General features: G+C 73.0%; 14 protein-coding genes and 1 tRNA gene. 7 read left to right on the top strand and 8 right to left on the bottom strand.

The genetic code is table 11. From position 1 onward, the window contains the following. Positions 1 to 259 precede the first annotated feature (259 nt). Together ACZ55A_RS20475 and ACZ55A_RS20470 are read left to right on the top strand one after the other, a co-directional pair. The gene (locus ACZ55A_RS20475; RefSeq protein WP_468841770.1) at positions 260 to 1321 is read left to right on the top strand and encodes an HpcH/HpaI aldolase/citrate lyase family protein; all 1062 of its coding nucleotides are present in this window, start codon (positions 260 to 262) and stop codon (positions 1319 to 1321) included. A gap of 5 nt (positions 1322 to 1326) precedes the next feature. Next, positions 1327 to 2199: an HpcH/HpaI aldolase/citrate lyase family protein gene (locus ACZ55A_RS20470; protein WP_468841768.1), complete on the top strand. Its 873-nt coding sequence runs from the start codon at positions 1327 to 1329 to the stop codon at positions 2197 to 2199. Between the two features lie 105 nt (positions 2200 to 2304). Here ACZ55A_RS20470 and ACZ55A_RS20465 read toward each other — a convergent pair whose 3' ends face one another. Further along, positions 2305 to 3531: an FUSC family protein gene (locus tag ACZ55A_RS20465; RefSeq protein WP_468841766.1), complete on the bottom strand. Its 1227-nt coding sequence runs from the start codon at positions 3529 to 3531 to the stop codon at positions 2305 to 2307. Between the two features lie 139 nt (positions 3532 to 3670). Continuing rightward, positions 3671 to 5497 carry a TIGR03767 family metallophosphoesterase gene (locus tag ACZ55A_RS20460; RefSeq protein WP_468841764.1) on the bottom strand — a complete coding sequence of 609 codons (1827 nt, stop codon included), beginning with the start codon at positions 5495 to 5497 and terminating at the stop codon, positions 3671 to 3673. A 351-nt stretch (positions 5498 to 5848) separates the two neighbouring features. On the opposite strand from ACZ55A_RS20460, the gene ACZ55A_RS20455 reads away from it, so the two are divergent. Further along, on the top strand, positions 5849 to 8092 hold the full coding sequence (locus ACZ55A_RS20455) for a HelD family protein (protein ID WP_468842070.1): 2244 nt from the start codon (positions 5849 to 5851) through the stop codon (positions 8090 to 8092). Here ACZ55A_RS20455 and ACZ55A_RS20450 read toward each other — a convergent pair. Continuing rightward, positions 8089 to 8793, bottom strand: a complete 705-nt coding sequence (locus ACZ55A_RS20450) for a hypothetical protein (RefSeq protein WP_468841762.1) — start codon at positions 8791 to 8793, stop codon at positions 8089 to 8091. The two genes, ACZ55A_RS20455 and ACZ55A_RS20450, sit on opposite strands and share 4 nt — an antisense overlap. A gap of 248 nt (positions 8794 to 9041) precedes the next feature. Between ACZ55A_RS20450 and ACZ55A_RS20445 the strand changes: the two genes are divergently transcribed. From ACZ55A_RS20445 to ACZ55A_RS20435, 3 genes are all read left to right on the top strand, one after another. After that, positions 9042 to 10082, top strand: a complete 1041-nt coding sequence (locus tag ACZ55A_RS20445; RefSeq protein WP_468841760.1) for an NAD(P)-dependent alcohol dehydrogenase — start codon at positions 9042 to 9044, stop codon at positions 10080 to 10082. A gap of 42 nt (positions 10083 to 10124) precedes the next feature. Next, a complete protein-coding gene (locus tag ACZ55A_RS20440; protein WP_468841758.1) occupies positions 10125 to 10934 on the top strand; it encodes a DeoR/GlpR family DNA-binding transcription regulator in 810 nt (269 codons plus the stop codon). Between the two features lie 154 nt (positions 10935 to 11088). Then, positions 11089 to 11168 (top strand) — tRNA-Trp (locus ACZ55A_RS20435). A gap of 14 nt (positions 11169 to 11182) precedes the next feature. On the opposite strand, the gene ACZ55A_RS20430 is transcribed toward ACZ55A_RS20435, so the two are convergent. Then, the gene (locus ACZ55A_RS20430; protein ID WP_468841756.1) at positions 11183 to 11650 is read right to left on the bottom strand and encodes an ATP-binding protein; all 468 of its coding nucleotides are present in this window, start codon (positions 11648 to 11650) and stop codon (positions 11183 to 11185) included. A 369-nt stretch (positions 11651 to 12019) separates the two neighbouring features. On the opposite strand from ACZ55A_RS20430, the gene ACZ55A_RS20425 reads away from it, so the two are divergent. After that, positions 12020 to 13231, top strand: coding sequence for an AI-2E family transporter (locus tag ACZ55A_RS20425; protein ID WP_468841754.1), 1212 nt, complete (start codon positions 12020 to 12022; stop codon positions 13229 to 13231). Positions 13232 to 13307: 76 nt separating this feature from the next. On the opposite strand, the gene ACZ55A_RS20420 is transcribed toward ACZ55A_RS20425, so the two are convergent. The 4 genes from ACZ55A_RS20420 to ACZ55A_RS20405 are packed head-to-tail and all read right to left on the bottom strand — an operon-like array spanning position 13308 to position 23256. Beyond that, positions 13308 to 16202 (bottom strand): condensation domain-containing protein, encoded by a 2895-nt coding sequence (locus ACZ55A_RS20420; RefSeq protein ID WP_468841752.1) that lies wholly within the window; start codon positions 16200 to 16202, stop codon positions 13308 to 13310. After that, positions 16192 to 18093, bottom strand: a complete 1902-nt coding sequence (locus ACZ55A_RS20415) for an amino acid adenylation domain-containing protein (protein ID WP_468841750.1) — start codon at positions 18091 to 18093, stop codon at positions 16192 to 16194. The genes ACZ55A_RS20420 and ACZ55A_RS20415 overlap by 11 nt, the downstream gene beginning before the upstream one ends. A 1-nt stretch (position 18094) precedes the next feature. Next, entirely contained in the window at positions 18095 to 20035 is a 1941-nt protein-coding gene (locus ACZ55A_RS20410; protein ID WP_468841748.1) for a non-ribosomal peptide synthetase, read from the bottom strand. Further along, on the bottom strand, positions 20035 to 23256 hold the full coding sequence (locus ACZ55A_RS20405) for a non-ribosomal peptide synthetase (protein WP_468841746.1): 3222 nt from the start codon (positions 23254 to 23256) through the stop codon (positions 20035 to 20037). The genes ACZ55A_RS20410 and ACZ55A_RS20405 overlap by 1 nt, the downstream gene beginning before the upstream one ends. Positions 23257 to 23383 lie beyond the last annotated feature (127 nt).

The raw sequence follows: 23383 nt of genomic DNA, 5'->3' as shown, positions 1-23383 counted from the left end.
CCGGTGGACCGGTTCTCCTCCGCGAAGGGCTCCGCGAGGACCACCCACCACCATGCCCGCTCCGGCGGGGAGGCGGCGGCAGCGCACGGCCGGAGTCTCCCGTGTCGTCCCCCGAGCGAGGGCGGGTGTCGCCGTCGGTGACCAACAGCACACATACTGACCAGTAGCGTTACCGTCCTGCGGGCCTAAAGTGAGGGCCGCATGGCGCCGCCCGCTACCCGGCGGTGCCCGTACCCCTCGATCCGACCAGGGAGACTGCATGCGCTCTCCGAAGGACTTCTTCCGCCCGCTGGCCGTCGGTGCGCCGACACCCGTGCGTGAAGTACCTTTCCGGCCGTCCCGGATGATCCACTTCTTCGACCCGGGCAACGAGAAGATGGCGGCCAAGGTGCCGGCCATCGCCCCCACCGTGGACGTACTGCTCGGCAATCTGGAGGACGCCGTAGCGGCCGACCGCAAGGAGGCCGCGCGGTCGGGCCTGGTGCGGATCGCCCAGACCACGGACTTCGGCGAGACGCAGCTGTGGACGCGGATCAACAGCCTCGACTCGCCCTGGGCGCTGGACGACCTGCTGACGCTGGTCACCGAGATCGGCGACAAGCTGGACGTGATCATGGTGCCCAAGGTGGAGGGCGCCGAGGACATCCACTACGTCGACCGGCTGCTCGCCCAGCTGGAGGCGAAGGCGCAGGTCCAGCGGCCGATCCTGGTGCACGCCATCCTGGAGACCGCCACCGGCGTCGCCAACGTCGAGGAGATCGCCGGCGCCAGCCCCCGGATGCAGGGCATCTCGCTCGGCCCCGCCGACCTGGCCGCCAGCCGCCGGATGAAGACCACCCGGGTGGGCGGCGGCCACCCCGGATACCTGGTCCGCGAGGACCCGCACGGCCCGGACGGCACCGCACCGCGCGCCACCTTCCAGCAGGACCTGTGGCACTACACCCTCGCGCGGATGGTCGACGCCTGCGCGGCGCACGGCATCCTGCCGTACTACGGACCGTTCGGGGACATCAAGGACACCACCGCCTGCGAGGACCAGTTCCGCAACGCCTTCCTGCTCGGCTGCGTCGGCGCCTGGAGCCTGCACCCGGTGCAGATCGCGATCGCCAAGAAGGTCTTCTCGCCCGCGCCCGCCGACGTCGCCTGGGCCCGTAGGGTCATCGAGGCCATGGGTGACGGCACCGGCGCGGTGATGATCGACGGCAAGATGCAGGACGACGCCACATACAAGCAGTGCCAGGTGGTCGCCCAGCTCGCGGACGCGCTCGCCGCCCGCGACCCCGAACTTCGCGACGCCTACGCAGCTGCTGAGAAGGAGTAAGACCGATGTCCGACGCGACCCTGCGGCCGCGCCGCTCCGTGCTCTACATGCCGGGCGCCAACGAACGCGCCCTGGAGAAGGCCAAGTCCCTCCCCGTCGACGCGCTCATCCTCGACCTGGAGGACGCCGTCGCCCCCGACGCCAAGGCCGACGCCCGTAAGCGGGTCGCGGCAGCCGCGGCCTCCGGGGAGTACGGCTACCGCGAGGTGACGATCCGGGTCAACGGGCCGGGCACCGCCTGGCACGCCGACGATCTGCGCGCCGCCGCCGAAGCCGGCCCGGACGCGGTCGTCGTGCCCAAGGTGGACTCCGCCGACACCGTACGGGAGGTCGAGCGCGCGCTGGAGGCCGCCGGTGCGCCCGACCGTACGGCCATCTGGGCCATGGTCGAGACCCCGCGCGCGATGCTGGACGCACGGGCGGTCGCCGCCGCCAGCGAACGGCTCACCGTACTGGTGATGGGCACCAACGACCTGGCGAAGGAGCTGCATGCGGAGCACGTCCCCGGCCGTGCCCCGCTGCTGACCGGGCTGTCGCTGGCGCTGCTGGGTGCCCGTGACGCCGGCAAGGCGATCCTGGACGGCGTCTACAACGATGTGAAGAACGCCGAGGGCTTCGAGGCCGAATGCGTCCAGGGCCGGCAGTTCGGCTTCGACGGCAAGACGCTCATCCACCCCTCTCAGGTCGAGCCGTGCAACCGGGTGTTCGCGCCGTCGGCCGAGCAGATCGACCGCTCACGGAAGGTCATCGAGGCGTTCGACGAGGCCACCCGCGAGGGGCGCGGAGTCGTCACCGTCGACGGCCGGCTGATCGAGAACCTGCATGTCGAGGACGCCCGCCGGATCCTCGCCCTGGCCGAGGCGGTCGCCGGGCGCTGAACCGCCGGGCCTGACGGGGCCGTCCGGGCCGGATCCGTGATGCCTGGTGCGTGGGGACGTGCACGCACCAGGCATCCGACGGGCTCTGACGAGAAGGGACACTCCCTAACCTCCCGCGGCCTCCCGCCGTCCGAGGCGGAGCCGGCCGCGGAGCTTGTCCACCAGCGGGTACTTCTCCCGCTGCTCGCGCGACTGCCGGTCCAGCTCCTCCACCAGCCGCTCGGCGCGTTTCTCCACGTCCAGTTCGTCCAGAATCCGGTCGATCTCGGCCAGCAGCGCCCCGTGCAGCTGCCACTGGCGCGGATGCTCCTGCACACCGCTGAGCAGCAGATGCGCCACCGTCTCGCGGCTCGCGCGGCTGGCCGCCAGCTCCTTGACCAGCCGGTCCTCCGCCTCCTCCGCGTTCGCGCTGACCTGCGTGGTGATGAGCACCGCAAAGCTCTCGACCGCTCGGGCCATGTGGTGGAACAGCTCCCGCAGCGCGGTGGCGATGTCCGCGGTGAACAACGGCTCGTCCGTCCGCGCCTTGGCGAGATCGGTCAGCGTGCGGCACACCGTACGGAGTACCACCGCGGAGATCTCCAGGGTGTCCAGACCGGTGCGCAGTACGACGCGGGAGAGCAGTCCTTCCTTGACCCGTGGGTTGAGCCGGAGGCTGTCCTCGGCCTGCTGTAGCGCCGCGTCCACCTCCACGATGTCGTGATCCAGCCGCCGGGCCTCGTGCAACCGGGCGGCGGCCTCCGCCACGGGCGTATGACCGCGCACCTCGTCGCCGAGACGGAGCAGCAGACCGTGCATCCGGCCCGCCAGCCCCTCGATGGCCTCACTGGCGGGCTGCACCCAAAGGGGCGGCACGAACAGCACATTGAACAGCAGCCCGACGACCGCCCCGATCAATGTCTCCAGCACCCGGTCCCAGGCGGTCGCGGCCACCCGCGTCGTCGTCACCCCCAGCACCAGCATGGCGCTGATCGCCACCTCGGGGACGAACTCCCCGGCCCGGACGAAACGCCCGATCACCAGCGAGGCCAGGATGATCAGCCCCAGGCTCCACCAGGTCAGTCCCACCAGGGAGCTGAAGCCGATCGCGATGACCACGCCCACCACGACGGCGTTCACCCGGCGGACGCTGGTGGTCAGGGTCGTATAGAGCGTGACCTGGACGACGAGCAGCGCGGTCAGCGGTGCGGTCAGCGGCGCCGGCTCGTTGCTCAGCATCAGGGCGACGACGTACGAGATCACGGCGGCAACCGTCGAGCGCAGGGTCTGCGCGACCACGGGCTCGCTATGCCGCCGGACGAGATCCAGCAGGGGGTCGGTTACTTCACGCACTCCCGGTCTCTTTCCCACCTTTCACCCCAGGAGCAACATCGTTCACCGGCGTACCTGCATTCAGTCGAACCGTATGTGCTCGACCCCGGTCCGTCCAGGCCCTGCGCAGGCGGCCGTGCAGAGCTCCGTTCCGGCCGGCTCACACCCGCCGGACGAGCAGTTCGGTGTTGCGGTCGGCCGGTGTGCCCGCCATTTCTTCGTGAACGCTGCCGGACGGCATACGGGCGGCGAGGCCGGGCGCGTTGTAGGACAGCTCGCGGTAGAGGGAGGCGAGGCCGACCGCCGACAGGTCGTTGAAGTCCGTCCGGTGCGGGGCGGCGGATTCGATGAGGGTGGTGAAGAGGGACAGTGTGCCGTCGTGGTTGTCGGTCAGTTCGAGGAGCCGGGCGTGCTGGGGGTAGTCCACATGGGAGGCGGTGTTGACCTCCCAGAAGGAGCGGGCGGGGGTGGGGTGCGGGTGCGGGGTGATGCGGTTGATGTGGCTGTGTCCGTTGAGCCAGGCCACCACGTTCGGGAACCGGCTCAGCAGCGCGACGACCTCGGCGCCGTCGTGCCGCACCTCGTCCGTACGGGCCGCGTCCGGACGCCGCGTCATGCTGGGGCTGTGGTGGTGGCTGAAGACGAGGATGTGCGCATCGTCGGCGCCGGGGTTGCGCAGGAGACGGCCGTCGGCGTCGTAGTGGCGGGAGCTGTGGGCCTTCAACGTGCGCTCCAGCCACAGGAGTTGTTCGGTGCCGAGGGACCCCTCGTAGTGGCCGCTGCGGTAGGTGGTGTCGATGCTGATGCCGAGCACACCGTCCGCGACGGGGAAGGTGTAGTACATCCGCTCGCTGTCCAGGTGGTTCTCGGTGTACCCGTGCCCGGCCGGTCCCGCTCCGGCGAAGGCGGGGTCGAGGTGCGCGCGTAGGTACTCGTGCGGGGTGAACATCCGCCGCCGTTCATCGGCGGTCACCGTCCGCGCCCCGGCCGCGTTGCGGCGCAGGATCTCCTTGAGCACGGTGCTCTTGGGATCGTCACCGGTGTTGAGCACCTTGGCGAAGGCCGCCACATCGGCGTCCGGAACGGAGAACAGCTTGCGTGCGCCGACGATGTAGTCGCTCAGTACGGGGTCGTGCGGGGTCAGGCAGCCGCCGGGCAGGTCGTCGTGGTTGCCGGGCGTCGAGTACCAGGGAATGCGCAGCCCGGGACTGGTGACGGGGCGTATCGCGGCGTCGAGAAAGCCGGGTATCTGCGGCAGACCGCGCCGCTTGTCCTGATCGCGCAGCGGCTGGTCCGGATGCCAGTAGAGCGGAAGGCCGCAGTTCTGCACGCCCTCGTACGCGGTCGGATCACCGGTGTTGGGCGTGATCCGGCCGCCGCTCATAAGGGTGAGGAACCACTCCAGCTCCACCATGGAGTGGTTGTCGATATTGTCCCCGGTGGACATGACGAAGGCCGGCGGCCGGCCGGTGTGCGGCCCGCCGCCGAGCGCATTGACCTGCTCCACGAGCGAGACCGCGCCGGCCACCGACAGCGCCTCCTGCGCCCGCCAGCACCCCGGCGACCCGGCGCGCAGGAACTCGCTCCGCAACGGGCTCTGTGCGTCGGACACATGCAGATCGGTGAACTGGACGAAGCACGCCAGCGCGGTCCGACGGTCCCGCCGCCCGGCCCTGGCGCCGGCCAGTTCGCTGCGTACGACCACCGGCCACCCGGGACCGGAGGTGAGGCGTCGGTAGCCGCCGCTGCCGGCGAGCCGCGCCGTGGTGTCGAGCGTCGTGGTGCCGTACGGCGCCGCCCGCCCGGAGCGCGGCCGGGCGGGCGTGGCATGGTTACCCGGCTGGGCCGGGGTGTGCGCGGGGCGCGGGTCCGCGGCACTGCTGCTGCGCTGACCGGGAAGGGCGAATGCGGCGCCGGTGCCCGCGAGGGCGGCACCGGAAGTGAGGAGGAATCGACGACGGTCGGTGGTGGTTTCAATGCCGGCCATGGGGGCCCTCCGTGCGGTGGCCGGCGTGTCCGGCCACACGGTGTCACCAATCGGAATTTCTCATTCCGAAGCTTGTACGGGGAGCGTGGCCGACAGTTGAACGGGCCCGGAACGTGGAACGCCCATCGGCCGTCGGCATGGACCGGGGGAGAGGCGGCCCCAGTGATCGACCGCGCGCATTCCCGCGCCGGCTCGTCCTCTGTGCAAGGGCAAAAAAATTCCCCGGACCGAATTGACGGCCGGGGTATTCCTCTGCGTATATTGGAGGCTTCTATGCCTCAACTGTCTATACGCAGAACCAATCTTCATTCCGAACTGTATCCGAGCGGAGTTGAATTGTCAAACGAGGAATTGCGGCAGGAGCAGGAATTCACTGATCTGCTCCATGAACGCCTCGCCGAAATGCGGGCCGGCACTGCCGCGGCGGTGAACAACGCCCTGCCACGGGAAGAGACCCATGCCCAGGCCCGGCTGGAACGCGATGTCTCGGTGGCCGAGCAGTCCGCCCTGCTGGCCGCCCTCGACGCGAGCGAGAACGGGCTGTGCTTCGGCCGGCTGGCATTCCGCGACGGCCGGGACCACCACATCGGCCGGATCGGCATCCGGCGCGACGACCCGGACCGTACTCCGCTCGTCATCGACTGGCGGGCCGAGGTCGCCCGCCCCTTCTACCTCGCGACCGGCCACACCCCGATGGGGCTGCGACGCAGGCGCCACATCACGACCCAGGGCCGGCGGGTGACCGCCCTGCACGACGAGATCCTGGACCTCACCGACACGGTGCGCACCGGACACGAGGGCAGCGACGCGGACGCCGTGCTGCTGGCCGCGCTGGACGCGGCGCGCACCGGCCGGATGCACGACATCGTGCAGACCATCCAGGCCGAGCAGGACGGCATCATCCGCGCCCCGCACCACGGCGTGCTCGTCGTCGAGGGCGGCCCCGGCACCGGCAAGACCGTCGTCGCCCTGCACCGCGCCGCCTATCTGCTCTACGCGCACCGCGAGCAACTGGCCCGCCGTGCCGTGCTGATCGTCGGGCCCAACCCCGCGTTCCTGGGGTACATCTCGGAGGTGCTGCCCTCACTCGGTGAGACCGGTGTCCTGCTCGCCACCCCCGGGGAGCTCTTCCCGGGCGTGACCCCCACCGCGACCGACACCCCCGAGGCCGCCGAGGTCAAGGGCAGCGCGGCGATGGCCGAGGCGCTGGCACGCTTCGTACGCGACCGGCAGACCCTGCCCGACGAGGTGACCGTGATCGACCACGACGAGGGCGAACTGCGGCTGGACGCGGACATGGCGGCCGAAGCACGGCGCCAAGCGCGCGAGACGCGGCTGCCGCACAACCTCGCGCGGCCGCACTTCGCGTTCCGCATCATCGATGCGCTCACCGCGCAGTTGGCCGACCGGATCGGCGCGGACCCCTACGGCGGCCCCAATCTGCTCGGGGCCGACGACATCGCCCAGCTGGGCAAGGCCATCGCCACCAGCCCCGAAGTGCACCGTGCCATCGACGAGTTGTGGCCCGTCCTCACTCCGCAGGACCTGGTCGCGGACTTCCTCACCGAACCCGTCCACCTCCCGGAGACCGATGCGGAGGCGATCCGCCGCCCCGGCCGCACAGATGCCGGGTGGACCCCCGCCGACATCCCCCTGCTGGACGAGGCCGCCGAACTCCTCGGCGAGGACGACTCGGCGGCCCGCGCCGCAGCAGAGGCCGAACGCCAGGAGCGGATCGCCTACGCACAGGGCGTGCTCGACCTCTCCTACGGCTCCCGCACCCAGGAGTTCGAGGACCGGGACGACGAGGACTCGGAGGTGCTGGCCGCGCACGACCTGGTCGACGCGGAACGGCTCGCAGACCGGCACGAGGAGGCCGACCACCGCAGCGCCGCCGAACGCGCCGCCGCCGACCGCACCTGGGCCTTCGGCCACATCATCGTCGACGAAGCGCAGGAACTGTCCCCGATGGTCTGGCGGCTGCTGATGCGCCGCTGCCCGACCCGCTCGATGACCCTGGTCGGCGACCCGGCGCAGACCGCCGAGCCGGGCGGCTGCGGCTCGTGGGAGAAGATCCTCGCGCCGTACGTCGAGGACCGCTGGCACCACGTCAGGCTGGGCGTCAACTACCGTACGCCGACCGAGATCATGGAGCTCGCGGCGCGGGTGCCCCGGTCCGCGGACCCCGCCTTCGAGCCGCCGCGCTCGATCCGTTCGACGGGCATACGGCCCTGGGCACACCGCACCGACGACCTGGCCGCCGCGGTCGCGGAGGCGGTCGCACGGGAGAGCGGTGCGACCGGCCGCCTGGCGGTGATCGCTCCGCGCTCCTGCCACGAGGCGCTGCTCCCCGCCCTTCCGGACGCCTCCGCCGGACCCGCCCCGGATCTGACCAGCCCGGTGGTACTGATCGACCCCAGGCAGGCCAAGGGCCTGGAGTTCGACACGGTGATCGTGGCGGAGCCGCAGGAGTTCGGCGCGAGCGACCTGTACGTCGCGCTGACCCGCGCGACCCAGCGGCTGGGCGTGCTCCACACCCGCCCGCTGCCGGCGGCGCTGGAGCGCGGACTGGAGGCGCCGGTCGCGCTGGCCTAGGAGTCCGACGTGCGGCGATGACCCAGGTTGAGCGCGGTCTCGAGGTCGACCGACGGATCGAGCGAGGCGACGATCCGGGCGTGCAGCAACGGCCCGCCGACGGTGAAGGAGTGGGTACCGAGGGCGGCATCGAGCCGGGTGGCGGCCGCGGTGGCCTTGACGTCGAGGCCGATCCGCACGACGCCCTTCCTGGCGTCGAGGGCCCCCTTCGTCGCCGGCCGGGGGAAGGTGCCCACGACCATCCTGGTGCCGTTGGGCAGGGCGGCGGTCAGCGAGCCGTGTCCGAGGTTCACCTCGAATCGGGTGATCGAGACGGCCTTCCCGTCACCGGCACGGGACGCCGCACCGGCGCCGGCCCTGGCCTTGGTCAGCGCCAGGACGATGCCGCCGAACCGGAGCTCGCCGCCCAGCTTCCCACCGCTGTTGGTGACCGCGCCCCGCACGAGACGCAGCCGGATACCGCCGCCGGAGTGGTCCCGCGCGGCGCTCTCCCCCTGCGCGCCGGCCGCCCTGATCACCACGCCGTCGGCCTTGAGCGCGCTGCGGAGGCCGGGAGACAGCCGGAAGTGGGCCGAGCCCCGCTCCAGGGCGACCTCGGTATTGCCGGCCGGCCGGACCGGCTGCGCCGGGGCGGCGGCAGCGGTGGACACGGCGGCCGCCAGCACGAGCGCGACGGCCACGGCGAGACGGCGAGCGTGCATGCGTCTTCCTTTCGCTGCGGGTGCACCGAGTCACTGCTGGTCCACCGAGCCCTGAGGAACCACACGCGTGACCGCGTGCTCACTCAACGTCCCCATCATGAAGCCTCCCGTCACCCGCCGCCGGTCAGAAGCGGCCCCTCGCTTCCGTATCTCTCACATTTTGTGCAAACACTAGTCTGTTCTGCTATCAGAAATCTGGTAAAAGAAGAGGTGCTCCATCCCCTCACCCCAGAGAGCCGTGACCCGCCATGACCGTCACCTCCGCGCTCCCCGCCACCATGCGTGCCGCCGTACTGCACGGTCCCGGGCAGCTGACCCTCGACGAACGCCCCGTCCCCACCCCCGGCCCGGGAGAGCTGCTGATCCGCGTCGAGGCGGTCGGTACCTGCGGCTCGGACGTGCACTACTACCGGCACGGACGCATCGGGGACTTCGTCGTACGGGAACCGCTCGTCCTGGGGCACGAGGCAGCCGGCACCGTCGTCGCCTGCGGCCCGGAAACCGATACCGGCCGGATCGGCCGCCGCGTCTCCATCGAGCCCGGCACTCCCTGCGGCAGCTGCGCCGAATGCCGCACGGGCCGCTACAACCTGTGCCCGGACATGCGCTTCCTCGCCACGCCACCGGTCGACGGCGCCTTCTGCGAATACCTGGCCGTCCACCAGGACTTCGCCCACCAGGTCCCCGACTCGCTGACCATCGAGGAGGCCGCACTGCTCGAACCGCTGTCGGTGGCCGTCTGGGCCTGCCGCAAAGCCGGTATCGCCCCCGGTGACCGGGTCCTGATCACCGGCGCGGGCCCCATCGGACTGGTCGCCGCACAGACGGCACGCGCCTTCGGTGCCCGCGAGGTACTGGTCACCGACGTCCTCCCGCACCGCCTCGAACTCGCCCGGTCGGCCGGCGCCACCACCCTGGACGTCTCCCACACACACCTGGCCGAAGCCGGGTACACGCCCACCGTCCTGCTGGAGTGTTCCGGCGTCCCCGCGGTCACCGGCGAGGCGATCCGCACCGTGGGACGGGCCGGCCGGGTGGTCCTCATCGGCATGGGCGGGGAGGAGGTGCCGCTGCCGCTCAGCCGGGTGCAGAACTACGAGCTGGAGGTGACCGGCACCTTCCGCTACGCCCACACCTGGCCCGCCGCGACAGCGCTCGCGGCGTCGGGCGCGGTCCGGCTCGACTCCCTGGTCTCCCACCGTTACGGTCTTGCCGAGGCCGAGCGCGCGCTGACCGTCGCCACGCACGACGCGACCGCCGTGAAGGCCGTCATCCATCCGCAGCGGTAGGCGCGCCCGCCGCTGCCCGACCGGGAAAAAGGGGCGGCCCCGATGGCTTCCGCACGGTCGTCGCTGGCCGAGGTCGACCGGCGACGGCAGGACGTACTGGCCCATGTCGTCGCGCACGGAGAGGTCCGCATCGACGAACTGGCCAGGCACTTCGGCGTCAGCCTCGCGACCATGCACCGCGATCTCGACCAGCTCGCCGAACGGCGCCTGCTGCGCAAGGAACGCGGCCGGGCCGTGCCCTTCCCGACCCTCACCATGGAGACCGCCACCCGCTTCCGCACCGGCGTGAACCTGGCAGAGAAGGAGGCCCTGTGCGCCGCCGTCGCCGACGAGATCCGGCCCGGCAGCACCGTCGTCCTGGACGACTCGACCACCGTCTTCCCGCTCGCGGCCCGGATCGCCCGGACCGAAGCGGTCGCGGTGGTCACCAACTCCCTCGGCGTGGCCCGGCTGTTCGACGAGACACCGGGCGCCGACGTCACCCTCCTCGGCGGCCGCTACCGCGGCGAGTTCGGCTCCTGCGTCGGCCCCGACGTCCTGCGCGCACTGGCCCGCCTGCACGCCGACCTCGCCGTGATGTCGGCGGTCTCCGTCCTCGGCGGCCGCCTCTTCCACCCGATCCGCGAATACGCCGACATCAAGGAAGCCATGCTGGACTGCGCACAGCGGTCACTGCTGCTGGTGGACCACTCCAAGTTCGGCAAGACCGCCACGCACGCCTACGGCGACCTCACCCGCTACGACCGGGTCATCACCGACCGCGGCACACCGGCCGACGAACTGGCCGCCCTGCGGCGCCTGGGCGCGACCGTCGAGGTGGTCGACGCCGCGGCCCCACACCCAAGCCGGTAGCCCGTCGTGCCCGGGACCGTGACGCCACGTCAGCCGATCGTTGCTGATCGCGTGCCGGTCGATCAGGCCCGCTGAACTTGAGCAGCCGGGCAGCGAGGAGAGTGCGGAAACCGGTGGAGCCCGGCGTACGTCTGTGCGAAGCTGAGCGCGTCAAAGGGGTGTAGCTCAGTCCGGTCAGAGCGTCGGTTTCCAAAACCGAGTCTGTCGCAGGTTCGACTCCTGCCGCCCCTGCCAGCGCTGACGTTCGGTCAGGCCGGGCGGGTCCCGTGCCGGCGGCACGGGAGGAGCGCATACACGGTCTTGCCCTGGGGTGTCATGCTTACCGATGTGGCCAGCGCGAGCTGTTGGACCATTGGCCAGCCGAAGCCGCCCTCGTCGCTGTTGATGTCCGGGACGCGTGCCACGGGTGGCGCGGTGCTTGCATCGGTCACGGCCACCGCCACCGCATCACCGCAGAGGGCCAGCCGCAAGGAGCACGAGGGGCCGCGTGCATGCCGTACGGAGTTGGTGACCAGCTCGCAGACGACCAGTACCACGGCGTCGGCGGCGGCCGGGTCGATCGGGGGTTGAAGGCCCGACAGAAAGCGGGTGGTGGCGTCGCGCGCGAGGGCTGCTGCCTGGGGACGGCTTTCCAGGGTCAGCAGGTGCGCCGAGGGTGGTGTGCCTCGGCGCAGGTCCGTCGGACCGCTCGTCGTACTGCCCGTTGTGGTGCTCATCGGGTTCACCTCGTTCGCGTCGACGCCGGGGCGATGAGTAAACGCCGGGACCGGATCAGGCGGGCCTCAACACGCCCGTCATGAATGGCACATCGTGAATGCCGGAGGCCGGCGGGTCTCTGGCCGATGCCCGTCGGGCCAACCCAGATGCTGTTCACGCAGAGTGATTCCCTTCTGGTGGTGCACGGCCCTGCGGGGCCGGGGCGCGGCGTTGACCTGCGGGGTGTTCAGATCGGCCGCAGCGGCCTTCTACCCTCGTCACACTGTGTCAATCCCTCTCCTTGCGTATCGCCAGTGACAGGGTGCCTTCGGGGGAATGCCCGCACATCTGCGTTCGAAGACCCTCCGCAGGTGATACCTCGTGTTGGTATGCGGAATCGGTCCGGCAGCGAGCGGGAGACCTCGTCCGGCGCGCTCCGGGGCAGAGCCCGGCGCCGTCGGCCCGGTGCCCTGCGCACGCCACGCGGAGAGCGGGCCGTACGGGGACGTCGCGCGGCGGGCCCTGGTCCGGAGCCGGGCGGTGGAGCCGGCGCGGTGGCTCCGGCGCTGCGGGTAGCGGCGGCCTACGGATGGCGTCTGATCGTCGTGGGTGCCGCCGTCTACGCGGTCTTCGTCGCGCTGGGGCGGTTCCATCTGGTGACGCTGGCGGTGTTCCTGGCCCTGGTGCTGACGGCCCTTCTGGAGCCGCTGACCAGCCTGCTCAGCCGCTGGATGCCGCGCTCGGCGGCGGTCACGGCCGGTCTGCTGCTCAGTATCCTGCTGCTGTTCAGCGTGCTGAGCCTGATCGGGGCGAACGTCGCAGGGGAGTGGGACGGGCTGCGCCGGGAGTTCGGCGGTGGCGTGGCCAGGATCGAGCGCTGGCTCGAAGGCTCGCCGTTCCATCTGCGCCGCGGTGTCTTCTCCCAACTTCAGTCGTGGTTCTCACGGTTCGTCTCGAGACACCGTGCGACGCTGATCAGCACCGCCCTCAGCGGGGTGAACCGGCTGGTGGAGGTGCTCACGGTGGGGGCGCTGTCGCTGTTCTGCTCGGTCTTCTTCCTGCATTCGGGCGGCCGGATGTGGCAGTGGTTCGGCGGTCAGCTGCCGGTGCCCAGGCGCGATCCGGTACGTCTCGCGGGGCGTACCGCGTGGACGACCTTCACCGGCTACACCCGCGGCATCGTGGTGGTGGCCGCGACCAATGCGGTCCTCGTGGGGGTGGCGCTGTTCGTGCTGGGGGTTCCGCTCGCCGTGCCGCTGGCCGTGCTGGAGTTCTTCGCCGCATTCGTCCCGCTGGTCGGTTCGCCGGTGGCGCTGGCGGTGGCCGCCGTGGTGGCGCTGGCCGCGAAGGGGCCGGTGGTGGCGGCGGTCGTCGTGCTGCTGATCGTGGTGATCGGACAGCTGGAGGGCCATGTGCTGCACCCTCTCGTGATGAGCCGGGCGGTCCGGCTGCATCCGGTGGTGGTGGCGCTGTCGGTCGTCTGTGGCGGTGTCACGGCGGGGGTGCTCGGGGCGGTGGTGGCCGTACCGCTGGTCTCGGTGGTCTGGTCGGTGTACGGGGCGCTGCGTGTCCACGCGGCCGGCACGCACCCGGCACGCTGAGCGTGGCTGCGCACCGTGCGGTAGCGCAGCCACGCCGCGTGCGGGAGTGGTCCGGCCGGCGTCCTCGGCCGGTGGTTCAGTGCTCCGGCGGCGGAGCGATCATGGCCGTCAGTACGGAGCGCCGGTCCTCGCCGGGCCGGGGGGCCAGCGGTTGCGCCAGCCGGTCGGCCTGGTAGTGCCAGTGGTGGTCGAGATCCGGATGGACCTCGTCCGTCTCGTGGATCTCGCTGTCGCTGCCGAGGAGTTCGGCCAGGTCGGTGGCGAGGTCCCGCCAGGCGACATGCCCGCTGACGGCGTTGGCCACCCCGTGGACCGGCGCGTCCAGGCAGGAGACCACCGCCCGCGCCAGCGCCGCGGCGTGCACCCAGGGTGCGCCGTACCAGGCGTGGCCGCGGGTGCCCGGCCGCGGCAGCGTGAGGGGGCGGCCCTCCCGCGCGGCCTGGTAGAGCAGACCGGTGGCGCCCCAGCGCAGCTGGTCGCGCAGCCGGTCGTGCGGGCCCCACACCAGCGGGGAGCGGACGGCGCTCGCACCGCCCCGGCCGCCGGTACCGGCCGCGCGGAGCAGCAGCGCCTCGCAGTCGAGCTTTGCCCGGCCGTACGGACTCAGTGGCTCGCGTGACGCGGACTCCTCCGGTACCGGCCCCTCCCCGCCGGGGTGCCCGTAGGCGTCCACACTGCTGACGAAGGTGAACGGGCCGTGCGACCAGGCGTCGACCATGGCCTCCATCGCCGCCACATCGACCTCGGGACGGGCGAAGGTGCAGGCCGCGTGCACGATGGCGTCCGCGTCCGCCACGGCCTTGCGCAGCCCGTCCAGATCGGCGAGGTCGCCCTCGACGACCTCCACGCCCTCCGCCGCGACCAGATGCGCGGATTCGGGGCGGGCCAGGGCCAGTACGGGCCGCCCCTGGGCGGCGAGTTCGCGCAGGACGAAAGCGCCTACCCCGCCGGTGGCGCCGGTGACCAGGACGCTGCCGGCCCGCGTCCGCGGCCGCCGGGCGGACCGTGTGACGGGCGCCGCGGCGCGTTCCGCGGCACGGGTGTCCAGCAGGGCGGTGACCGCCCGTGGGGTGCGGGCCTGCATGATGTCCAGGCCGGTCAGTGGCAGGGCCAGCGCCCGGCGCAGCCGTTCGGCGAGCTGGACGGCGATCAGGGAGTGGCCGCCGAGGGCGAAGAAGTCGTCGTCCGGGGCGGGGGTTCGGCCCAGGAGTGCCGTGAAGCCCGTACGTACCGCCTCGGCGTGCGGCCCCTCGGGTACGGGGAGCGCCGGCATGCCGGGCAGCCGGGCCGGGTCGGCCGCGCCGTCGGCGGTCCGCGGCAGCGCGTCGAGCAGGGTGACCGCGGCCGGCACCAGGTCCGGTGCCAGACGGGCCCGCAGATGGGCGCGCAGTTCGGCGGGGGACGGGCCGCCGGTCTCCCGCAGGACCGCGTACCCGAGCAGCGGCCCCTGCGGCGGTGCGACCACCGCGGCCTCGGCGATCTGAGGGTGGGCGCTCAGCAACGCCTCGGCGGGGTGGGCGGCCGGTTCGGCACGCGGAGGCGTGGACACGCCCTGGAGACCGGGGAGTTGGGAGAGTGTGAGGGACGGGTCGTCGGCCACCGCGGTCAGCAGTGCGGCGTAGGCCGTACCGAGGGCGGTGGCCGCCGCCTCGTCCAGCGCGGTGCGGCGGTACTGCACGAGAGTGGCGGGCCGGTCGGTGTCCGTCAGGCCGAAGGAGAGGTCGAACTTGGCTTCCCCGACGCCGACCTCGATGTGTTCACCGACCGTCCCCGGCAGGTGCAGTGCCGTGGGTGCGCCCAGGACGTCCGCGGTCACCCGTACCAGGGCCGTCCCGTCGGCACCGCGGGCGGTGGCGCCGAGCCGTTCCAGGATCAGGTCGAACGGCACCTCGCGGTACCGCTGCGCCGCGAGCAGGGCGTCCCGTACGCGGTGCAGCAGCGTGCTGAAGGACGGGTCGCCGGACGCGTCGACGCGCAGCGGGAGGGTGTTGACGCACAGCCCGACCAGGCCGCGCATGGCGGTGCCCCGGCGGTGCGTACCGGCGACGCCGATCACGAGGTCGTCCTGGCCGGTGCAGCGGTGCAGGGTGGCGAAGGCCGCGGCGAGCGCCACGGTGAACAGGGTCGCCCGGTGCCGTTGGCCGAGCTCGCGCAGGGCGGCCGGCAGCTGTCCGTCGAGCGGCGCGGTATGCGTCCCGGCGGGCCGGGAGCCGGCGTCGGCCGGCGCGTGCACCGGGGCGGGCAGACGCGGCGGTGCGGCACCGTCGAGGCGGTCGGTCCAGTGGCGCAGCCCCTCCTCCAGGTGTTCGTCGCCGGCCCGGTGCTCACGCCGCGCGAAGTCCCCGTACTGCGGCGGCTCCGGCCGCTGCGGTCCGGGCGAGGCGCCGGGGGCGGGCCCCGCCGGCGAGCCGGCGGCGGCCGCGTAGAGCTCGGCCAGCTCCTCCGCCACCGTCTCCAAGGACGGCCCGTCGATGGAGATGTGATGGAACGTCAGCAAGGCGGTGTGGTCCTGCTGCGCATGGCGTACGACCAGGGCCCGGGGCAGCGCCCCGGCGGACAGGTCGAACGGGCGGCGGGCCTCCGCCACCAGCAGCGCCTGGGTGTCGGCCACCTCGGCCTCCACCACCCGCACCGCGAGCGTCCCGGGTGCGGCCAGCACCTCCTGGTAGGGCTCGCCGTCCCGCTGCCCGTAACGGGTCCGCAGGATCTCATGGCGGCGTACGAGCGAGGTCAGCGCGGCGGACAGCGCCGCCACGTCGAGCGGACCACGCAGCCGGGTGGCGAACGGCACGCTGTACGAGGCGTCGCCGTGACCGAGCCGGTCCATCAGCCACATACGGCGCTGGGCGTGTGAGAGCGGCGCCGGGCCCTGGGGCGCGGCCTGGGGCGGGGGAGCGGGGCGGGTGGCGCGGGCGCGGGCCCGGCGCAGCAGCTCCTCCTGGAGAGCGGGGGCGGTGCGGTCAGTGGCCATCGGTGTCCTCCGAGGCGTGCGGGCGCGGATCGTGGTGCGCGGCGAGCAGCGCGCGCTCGACCAGGGCGGCCTGGTCCGCCACGGTGGGGGCGGCGAAGAAGTCGGCGAGCGTCAGCTCGACACCCAGTTCCTCGCGGAGGTCGTCGGTGACGACGAGGGCGAGCAGGGAATGGCCGCCCAGGGTGAGGAAGTCGGCGTCCGGGCGGGTCACCTCGCGGCCCAGGGAACGGCTCCACAGTTCGGCGACGGCCTGCTCCAGCGGGCTCAGCGGCGCGGCCGGGCCGTCGCCGCCGTCCATGCCGAGCAGTTCGGTCAGCGTACGGCGGTCGACCTTGCCGGACGGGGTGAGCGGCAGTTCGCCGACGACGGTCAGCTCGTCGGGCACGAGATGACGGGGCAGCACCGCGGCCAGCCGGTCGCGCAGCGCCTCCGCCCGCGGAACCGGGCCCGGTGCCGCGACGACGAAGGCGATCAGACGGGCGTCGTCGGGGGAGGGGCGGTGCACGGTGACGGCCGCATCGGCCACCTCGGGCTGCTCCCGCAGCGCATGCTCGACCTCTCCCGGCTCGATCCGGAAGCCGCGCACCTTCACCTGGTCGTCCGTACGGCCGTGGAACTCCAGGACACCGTCCGGGCGCTGTGAGACGACATCGCCGGTGCGGTAGAGCCGGCCCCGCTCGGGGTGGACGGTGAAGCGTTCGGCGGTCAGCTCCGGCCGTCCGGTGTAGCCCAGCGCCAGCCGGCTGCCACCGACCCACAGTTCGCCGTGCGCGCCGTCCGGCACGGGCCGGCCGGCCTCGTCCAGGACGTGCGCGGTCGCCCCCGCGAGGGGCCGGCCGATCGGCACCTGTCCGTCACAGTCGGCGTCGGTGACCCGGTGGGCCGTGGCGAACGTCGTGGTCTCCGTAGGGCCGTAGCCGTTGACCAGCTCCAGCCAGGGGAATGCCCGCAGCACCGCGCGGGCGTGGTGCGCCGCCAGCGCCTCCCCGCCCACCACCACCGTGCGCAGCAGCGCGAAGATCCGGGAGCGGCGCACCGCCAGTTGGTGGAAGAGCGCGGTGGTGAAGAAGGCCACCGTGACGCCGTGCCGCTCCGCCTGCTGTGCCAGGTCCTCCAAGGAGGGCCGCTCCACGGTGCACACCACCACAGCGGCGCCGTTGGCGAGGGCGCCCCACACCTCGAAGGTCGAGGCGTCGAAGGTCATCGGCGAGTGGAACAGCACCCGGTCGCGGGGCGTCAGGGTGAGGTACGCCGGGGCGGTGACCAGCTGGGCGATCGCATGGTGGCTGATCGCCACGCCCTTGGGCCGGCCGGTGGACCCGGAGGTGAACATGATGAACGCCGCGGCGTCCGGCCCGAGTTCGGCCATCGGCGCCTGAGTGGGCGTGGCGGCCGGCTCCTCGGTCTCCGGCTCGTCGGGCAGCGCCAGGGTCGCGCCGGCCGGTGCGACGGTCTCCAGCAGCTTGCCGTCCCCGACGGTCAGCGTCACCCCCGCGTCCGCGATCAGGGCCTCGGTACGCGGGCGCGGATGCGCAGGATCGAGCGGTACGCACACGGCGCCCGCCCACCACAGGGCGAGCTGGGTGACGACCGTGCGGGCGGAGCGGGGCATCAGCAGCGCCACCGCATCGCCCGGGCGGACACCGTGACGCCGCAGATGCGCGGCGAGCGCACGGGCGGACCGGACCAGCTGTGCGTAGGTGAGCGCGGTGTCGCCGTCCGCCACCGCCAGGGCGTCCGGCGCCCTTTCGGCATGCCACGCCACGAGGGCCGGCAGGCCGGCCGAGGGCTCCGGCTCGGTCGACGGGACGCGCTCGCTCGCCAGGGTGCGTTCGGTGGGCACGGGCCCTTCCTTCCGGATGTCGTCGGGTAACGGGGTACGGGCGGCCATCTCAGGCTCCTCCGGGCTTCAGGGCCGCGCGGCGGGCGTCGACGAGGGCCGCCACGGCGCGGAGATCGGGCTGACGGAGCAGTTCGGGGGCGCGCAGCCGCACCCCGCCCTCCCGCTGGATGACGGCCAGCAGCCGGGCGGCGACCAGTGAAGTGCCGCCCGCCGCGGTGAAGTTCTCCGCCAGCGTGGTGCCCGGCCGGGCGAGCAGTTCGCGCACCGCGCCGAGGACCAGCCGCTCACCAGGTGTGGCGTCGTCGTCGGGCCGGGCATCGCCGGGTGCGTCAGCGCCGGCCCCGGTGTCCTCCACGGCCGTCCGGAGCAGCAACTCGGCCCGGTCCACCTTGCCGTTGGCATCCAGCGGGAAGGAATCGACGATCCGTACGGCGGAGGGCACGGCCTGCTCGGGCAGCCAGGCCCGGACCGCCGGCAGCAGCCCCTCAGCGGTGGGCGCGGCGCCGGCGGCCGGCCGTACGTACGCCACCAGGCGGGCGCGGCCGTCTGCGGCACGGGGGGCGACGACGACGGCGCTGCGCACCGCCGGGTCCTGCTCGAACGCGGCCTCCACCTCGGCCGGTTCGATCCGCACCCCGCTGATCTTGACCTGGTCGTCGAGCCGGCCCAGGAACTCCAGCACTCCGTCGGCCCGCATCCGCACCCGGTCCCCGGTGCGGTACAGCCGGTCCACGCCCGGCAGCGCGACGTCCGCCGGCGGGGCGGTGAAGCGGCGCGCGGTCAGCTCGGGGTCCAGATAGCCGAGCGCCAGACAGCGTCCACCGAGGCGCAGTTCGCCGTCCGTGCCGCGGCCGACGGGGCGGCCGTCCGCATCGGTGACGACGACGGTCACACCGGGCACCGGACCGCCGATGGGCGGTGCGCTCTCCTCGCCGGCCTCGGGATCCGTGCCGCGCATCGCGTAGGCGGTGGCGAGGACGGTGGCCTCGGCCGGCCCGTAGGCGTTGTGGACGGTGGCGGTCACATCGGGTCCGGGGCGGCGGCGCATCCGGTCACCGCCGACAAAGAGGTGACGCAGCGTCAGGTCGGTTGGCCAGGGCCGGTCCAGCAGCGGCTCGACCATCGGGGTCGCCGCCACCGCCACCGACACCTCGGCCTCGCGCCACCACTCGGTGAGCACCCCCGAGTCCCAGCGGACCTCGTCGGGAGCCGGGACCAGCGCGGCCCCGGACGTCAGCCCGGCCCACAGCTCCAGCACATGCGGGTCGAAGGCGACGCCGATGAGCAGGGAGTGGCGGTCCCCGGGAGCCAGGCCGGACTCGGCGTGGTACCAGTCGAGCAGGGTGCCGAGCGCACCCTCGCCGACCGCGACGGCCTTGGGGCGGCCGGTGGAACCGGAGGTCAGCACGGCGTAGAACGCCTCGGCGGGCGCGGACCTGGCCCCGGGGCCGGGCGCTCCGGCGAACGCGGCCACCGGCCCGGCGGGGGCATTGGCGCCCGCCGTCGGCAGCGGCAGTACCACCTGGTCCGGCGTCCGGTACCGGGACGGCAGCAGCTCCGGATCGCCGATCAGACAGACCACGTCCAGGTCCTCGGCGACCGCGTTGAGGCGCCGCTCACCGGGCTGCGGGCCGAGCGGCAGATAGACCGCGCCGAGTTTGGCGAGCGCGACGGCGGTCACCACCAGCGCCGCAGAACGGTCGAGGCAGACACCGGCCAGATCGCCGGGCCTGACCCGGTCGCGCAGCGCCTCCGCCACCTCGTCGGCGGCGGCGTCGATCTGCCGGTACGTCCAGGTGTGCGGCCCGTCGATCACCGCGGGGGCCTCGGGCGAGCGGGCGGTCCACTCGGTGAAGCGGGTGAGCAGACCGGCCGGGGTGGCGGCCATGGGGGCGGCGCCGTGGGCGATGCTGAGCGGCCCGTCCTGCGGATCCGGGCGGGTGGTGGCGTCCGCCGCGGATCCGGACGGGGCGGTCTCGGTCCGGGTCATCACGACTCCCTCACAGCGGTCGTAGCGGTGGCGGCCGGCCCGGTGGCGACGGCCGCGAGGGCGCCGGCCTGGTCGGCCAGCACCGGGTTCTGGAAGAGCAGCCGCAGCGGCGGACGCGCGCCCAGCCTGGGCTCCAGCCACGCGGCCAACTGCGCGGCGAGCAGCGAATGTCCGCCGACCCGGAAGAAGTGCGAGGCCGCATCGAAGCGGCGGTGGCCCAGCACCTCCTGCCAGCCGTCGGCGAGCAGCGCGGTCAGCGGATCGTCCGGCACCGGGCCTGCTGCGGTGGGCTGCTCGGCAGGTGCCACCGTGACGGCCGGCTCCAGCGCGGCGGCCCGCGCGGACAGCGCCACCCGGTCCGGCTTGCCGCCGGCCAGCCTCGGCAGCACTTCCAGCCGCGCCCAGCGCCCCGGCACCAGGGCGCCCGGCAGCCGGCGGCTCAACTCCGTGTGCAGCGCCTGCTCGTCCCACTCCGCAGCCTGATCGGTGTCCTCCAGGAAGCCGACGAGCCGGGGGCCGCCGGGCGCCTCGCGGTCCAGTACGACGGCGCAGGAGCGGCCGCCCAGCACCGCCGAGGCAGCGGCCTCCACCTCTTCCAGCTCGATGCGGTAGCCGCGCAGCTTGATCTGGTTGTCCCGGCGTCCCAGGAAGTACAGCAGTCCGTCGAGGCCGCGGTAGCCGACGTCGCCGGTGAGGTAGACCCGCTCACCACCGAGCGCGTCGACCGTCATGAACCGGGCGGCGGTGGCCTCGGGGTTGCCGGCATAGCCCTCGGCGAGGCCGGCGCCGGCGATGGCCAGTTCGCCGACCGCGCCGTCCGGCAGCGGACGGTGCCCGGCGTCCAGGACGTGCACCCGTTCGCCGGGCAGCTCACTGCCGAGCGGGATCTCCGCGCCCTCGACGAGGCCGTCGAGGGTGATCTCCTGGGCGGTGGAGCTGATGGCCGCCTCCGTCACCCCGTAGACGTTGAGCACGGTGGCCTTGGTGTCGGCGAGGAATGCGCGCATCACCTCGGCCGGGAGCCGTTCCCCGCCGAGGACCAGCAGCCGCGGCGCCCACCGGCCCTCGCGGAGCGCGGGGCCGAGGTCCTCGCGGGTGGCGAGGAAGTAACTGGTGGGCAGGTTCGCCACGGTGACCCGGGCGGCGGCCAGCAGCGCGGTCAACTCGGCTCCGGTGGGCACCTCGTGCTCCGGAACGACCAGGCAGGCCCCCGCGTACAGCGACGGCAGCACCTCTTCCAGCGCCACATCGAACGACGGCTGGGCGAAGAGCAGCACCCGGTCACCCGGGGCCAGCCCGAACCGCTCGGCCGCGCCGGTCAGATGGTTCTCCAGCGCCGCCCGCCCGACGGCGACCGGCTTGGGTATGCCCGTCGACCCCGAGGTGTGGATGATGTACGCGGCCCCGGGCACCACCTCGGCGTCCCGGGCCGGCGGAAGGACCGGGGCGTCGACCGGCGCGGCCGGGAGACCGGCGGGGACGCTGAAACCGGGCCCGGCAACATCCGCGCCCGTGACGTCCGTGCCCGAGGCGGTCAGGACGAGGGCCGGCGACAGCCGCTCCAGCAGCAGCGCCAGCCGGGCCGGCGGATCCGAAGGCGACAGCGGGCAGTACACCGCTCCGGTCCGCAGACACGCCAGCAGTGTCACGACGGAGTCGGCGCCGCGGGGCAGCACGGCGGCCACCGGCTGACCGGCCGTCACCCCCGCCGCACGCAACCGCTGGGCGAGCGAAGCCACCTGCGCGTCGAGATCGCCGTAGGTGATCCGGCGGGCGCCGACCAGCAGCGCCGGGAGCGACGGGTCATGGGCGGCGCCCGGATCCAGCGGATCGCGGTCACCCGCCCGGGGCGCCCGGTCCGCGACGGCCGGGGCCGGCGGCAGCGCCAGATCGGCGAGGACGGTACCCGGGGCATCGAGGTAGGCCCGCAGCAGGTCCAGGAACCGGCCGGCGAGCAGCTTCGCGACCTCCTCGCCGAACATATCGGCGTCGTAGTCCCACACCAGCGTCATACCGGGCGCGCCGTGCCGGGGGCTGACCCCGCGCCGGTCGTCCGGCAGCAGCACCACGTCCAGATCGAAGCGGGTGGTGCCGGTGTTGAACCCCTCGAACAGCGTGATGTCCAGCCCCGGCACCTCGATCTCGGGCAGCTGGGCGTCATGGGCGCTGAACATGACGCTGAACAGGGGGTTGTCCGCGCCGGAAGTGTGCCGCCCGAGCGCCCGGGTCAGCTCCTGGACCGGCACGTCCTGGTGCGGCAGCGCGCGGATCAGGGTGTCGGTGACCTCGTCCATCGACTCCTCGGCCGGCGCGGACGGGTCCAGCCGGAGCGGGAGCGGAATGGTGTTCACGAACATGCCCACGGTCTCCTCGAACCCGCGCGGGCGGTTGCCGACCGCGGTGCCGATGACCATCTGCGCGCGGCCGCTGTGCCGGCGCAGCAGTTCGGCGAAGAGCCCCAGGAGCGCGGCGAAGGGGGTCAGACCGCGTGCGGCGGCATGTTCCCGCAGGCGTGCGGCCAGATCCGCGCCGATCGACTGGCGCAGCTGCCCGCCGTGGTGCCGCCGCCGCGCCCCGGGCCGGGTCAGCCCGGGCAGCGGCAGGTCGTAGGACATCTCGCGCAGTTCACCGGTCCAGAAGTCCAGACCGGCCCGCCGCTCCTCGTCGGCGGTGGGCCCGGTGGCCTCGGCCTGGGCCCGTACGTGGTCGGCGTACGAGGGTGCGGCGGGTAACTCGACCGTCTCGCCCAGGACATGGCCCCGGTAGACGGTGAAGACGTCCCGCAGGAGGATCGCGAAGGAGTGGCCGTCGTGGATCAGATGGTGTTCGACGTGGATGAGCCGGTGGTGGTCCTCCGCGAGCCGGACCAGCGTCCAGCGCAGCAGCGGCGCCTCGTAGGTGTCGAGGGGGGTCTCCGCCTCGGTACGCAGCAGCTCTTCGTAGGCGCCCTCCGGGTCCGACGCCCCGCTGAGGTCCACGGTGCGCAGCCGCGGCGGGCAGCTCTCCGCGACCCGTTGGCCGGGCATCGCCCCGGGGACGGCGACGAGTTCCAGCCGCAGTCCGGGGTGCCGGCCGAGGACGGCGGCGAGTCCGAGCTGAAGGGCCTCGGCGTCGAGGGTGCCCCACAGATCGAGTGCGGCGGTGAAGTTGTAGGCGCGGCTGCCCGGTTGCACCTGTTCGTGCAGCCAGACGATCTCCTGCGAGGAGGAGAGCGGAAGCATGGGCGGTCCCTGATGGAGGTGGTCGGATCGGGATGGGGCGGCCGGGCCCGGTCGGGCCCGGCCGCAGGGGTGCGGGCCGGTCGCGGATCGCGCGGCAGGCCGCAGGTCTGGTGATCGTCAGCTGGTG

It is taken from the genome of Streptomyces sp. NPDC034111, assembly GCF_055575375.1.
Note: the sequence above shows the minus strand (reverse complement) of the source record. Positions and strands in the feature narration are given on the sequence as shown.